Source organism: Longimicrobium sp., from assembly GCF_036387355.1.
Lineage (GTDB): Bacteria > Gemmatimonadota > Gemmatimonadetes > Longimicrobiales > Longimicrobiaceae > Longimicrobium.
In genome coordinates this window covers 1-3,217 of the sequence record NZ_DASVTX010000471.1, presented here as the reverse complement: position 1 = coordinate 3,217, position 3,217 = coordinate 1, and the positions used below count along the sequence as shown (strand labels likewise).

The 3,217-nt window shown below is 74.7% G+C and carries 1 protein-coding gene; it reads left to right on the top strand.

The window, feature by feature from the left end; genetic code table 11:
* A partial coding sequence (locus VF665_RS20410; RefSeq protein WP_331055310.1) for a hypothetical protein occupies positions 1 to 3,017 on the top strand: 3,017 nt, incomplete at its 5' end.
* Positions 3,018 to 3,217 lie beyond the last annotated feature (200 nt).

Here is a 3,217-nt window from a genome sequence, read left to right as displayed (position 1 = left end):
CGGCGCCGGCGGACGACGGCGGCCAGAACTACCGGCAGATCCTTCCCATCTACCCGTTCGCGGTGGTGGACGGGGGGGAGGCACCGGGCGTGTACTCCGCCGTGGGGCGCACGGCCACGCTCACCTTTCGGGTGAACGACGTCTTTGGCAACGCGCTGGACGACGAGACGGGGACGGCGCCCTTCCCCATCCTGTACGCGGACCCGCTGCTGACGCCGGGCGAGTGGCCGGGGGTGCGCTCCGGCTACCGCTTTGCCGCCACGCCCTCGCCGTCGCTGAACCTGGCGCTGCAGTTCCGCCCGGACTTCCTCGCGCCCGGCACGGCGCCGTCGGCGGAGACGGTGAAGGAGAATGCCGGGGCGGCGCTGCTGCGCTACCGCACCATTCTGGCGCAGGCGCAGGACCCCAACACCCGGCTGGCCCTGGCCACCACGGTGCTCCCCGCCCTGTCCGCCGGCGGCCCGGCCATGCTCGGGCGGCTGGCCGCGTTCGCGGGGCAGGTCGCCGCGGCGCTGCAGGGGGTCGCGCAGAGCGGATCCATCACGGGCGTGCAGCCGATCGACTGCGCGCTGGCCGCCCCCATCGACCCCACGCAGCTGGCCGGGCGCACGGACGACGTGTTCCCCGTGGTGACGACGCTCACCCTGTCGCGCGACGCGGCGCTGGTGGACCCGCTGGCGGCCCGGCGGCTCCCCGCGGCGCTCTCGGCCACGCAGACGGTGGCGGCGCAGCTGGACGCGCCGGCGGGGGCCGCCAGCGGCGCGGACCCGTCCACGGTGACGCTCACCGCCTTCGCGATGGACTTCGAGGCCGCGTTCCAGGGCTTTGACGGGGGATCGGGGACGGCCAAGCTGGCGGTGCGCAGCGACACGGCGGGCGCGGGCGGCCCGCCCGCGGCGGAAAGCCTGTGGGCCATGCGGTGGAGCGCCACGGCGGGGATCATGGCCGCGTTCACCGACCCGCGCGCGGCGTACTTCACCCTGGCGCCGCTCAGCACCAGCCCGGTGAACGGCGCGGCCAGCGTGTCGTCGTACGACGCACAGCTCAACCCGGTCACCACCACGCAGACGTTCACCGCCGTTGGCCTGGACGGCTGGGCATCGGCCTTTCTGGAGACGGTGGACGGGGTGCTATCCGCCGACACGGCGATGGCGCTGGCGCAGCTGGCCCCGGACTCGTTCCACGCGCTGATGGCGGCCAAGGCGCAGCTGGCCGCGGCGGTTGCGGGGGGCGTGGTGCCCGTCTTTCAGCCCTCGGACACCTTCCTGGCGCCGGGCGACCCGGCGGCGGCCACGGACCGCTTCGAGCAGGCGCTGCTGGGCTCGCTGGCGGCGGCCTACACCGTGTCGGCGGTGGTGCAGGTCCCCGCCGCCGTGTCCGTGGCGGGGACGGCGGAGTCCGGCGGGCAGGCGCCGCCCCGCTTCTTTGGCGCGGTGGGCGAGCCGGGCCAGGCGGGGGCGGCGCCGGGGCGGGCCTACACCTCCAGCACGGCCAAGCTGGTGGCGCGCGACAGCGGCGGGCCGTCCCCGCAGTACCTGACCTTTGTGGTTTCCGCCACGTCGCCCGGGGACGAGACGGACCTGCCGCTCTCGCTGGCGTTCCAGGTGCGCTTCATGGAGCACCAGATCGACACGGCCGACGAGGACTTCGGGTACGTGCCCTCGGAGTGGCTGCGCTTCGTGCTTCCCACCCCGTCGCTGGACCTGGCGCTGCAGCCGGTGGACGTGCCGGTGCCCAGCCGCGGCATTCCGCCCACTCCGGTGATGCAGCGGCAGTCCGCGGCGCAGGCAGCCCCGGAGACCGGAAGGGGGCCGCTGGGCGGGGTGCTGGAGTGGGACTACTCCGCGGGCGTGACGCTGATGGAGCTGCAGGCGCAGGACGACCTGTGGCTGCAGGCGGACTACAACCTTCCGCTCCCGCGGGCCGGCGGCCCGACGGCGCTGGGCGACGCGCCGGGGATCACTGGCAGGCTGGCCGGGCTGTTCGCCGCGCTGGCATCGTTCAACGCCTCGTGGACGGTGCTGCAGCCGCTGGTGCAGGCGCTCCCCGCCGCGCGCGGCGCCGCCCCGTCCGGCCCCGCGCCCGCGCAGGTGGCGGCGGCGCTGGTGGCGCGGGTGCAGGCCGTGGCAGATGCGTGGCGCGCGCTGTGGATGGACATGGAGTTCCTGGCCGAGGCGCCTCCCGCCAAGCAGACGGACCTGTTCGTGGTGCGCTTTCAGTCCTACGACGCGGGGACGGTGCAGGTGTTCGGATGCTCGGATGCATCCGGGCCGGACGGGCTCACCTGGCCCACGCTGAACGGCGTTTCGTGGTCCGTGGCGCCCTCGCCCCTCCCCGCCGGGGCGCAGCCGCCGGGCCCGGGGCAGAACTGGTTCACCGCCACCTATCCGTTTCAGCACGAGGGCGGCACGGCCTCGCTGGCGGTCGTGTTTCCGGAGATGGACGTGCTGACGCGGCAGACGGGGCGCGCGGAGTGCTGGCGCCTTCGCAACGCCTCGCTGTCTTCCAACCCGGCGCTGGTGGCCAACCCCGCGCTCGTGTACCAGACGCCGGTGGTGGGCTTCAGCGATCCGGTGGTGCCGCTGCTGACCGGGGGCGCGCTGGGGCCGTTTGCCCCGGCGGGCGCGCTCTCCGCGACGCTCACCCCCGTGCTGGCGCAGCTGGCGCAGGCGGGCGCCGCCACGGGGGAGCCGCGCACCCTCAAGGTGTCGATGAGCTACCGCTATCCGCTGGCGACGGCGCCGGACGGAACGGCGCTGATGGGGGAGATGCCGGTGCTGCTGGCGGACGGGCTTTCCATGCAGACGGACGGCGCCGCGCAGATCGCGGCCCAGCTGGCGGCGTCGGCCAACGCGTGGCACGGCGCCGTGCAGCCGGTGACCCCCGCGGGCGCCGTGCTGAACCTGAGCTACGTGGTGTTCGCCACCATCGAGGGCGCGCGGCTTCCGCTCGTTCAGCTTCCCGAGGTGCGGTACCAGGTGCCGTCCGGCTGGTGGGCGGCGGAACCGGGCGGCTGACCGCCTTTCAGAATCCGCCGCCCACCGGCGCCATGCCCGGGGCGGCGGGCCGCCCCGGGTTCCGCCCGGGGTGCACCAGGGGCCCGCCCGGATGGGTGAGCCCGTTCATACTCCCTCTTCCCCATGGAGTCCCTCAATGCCCTGGACGCTCAAGCAGGCAGACGGCTCGCACCAGGTGATCGGCGTTTCCAACGGGAACC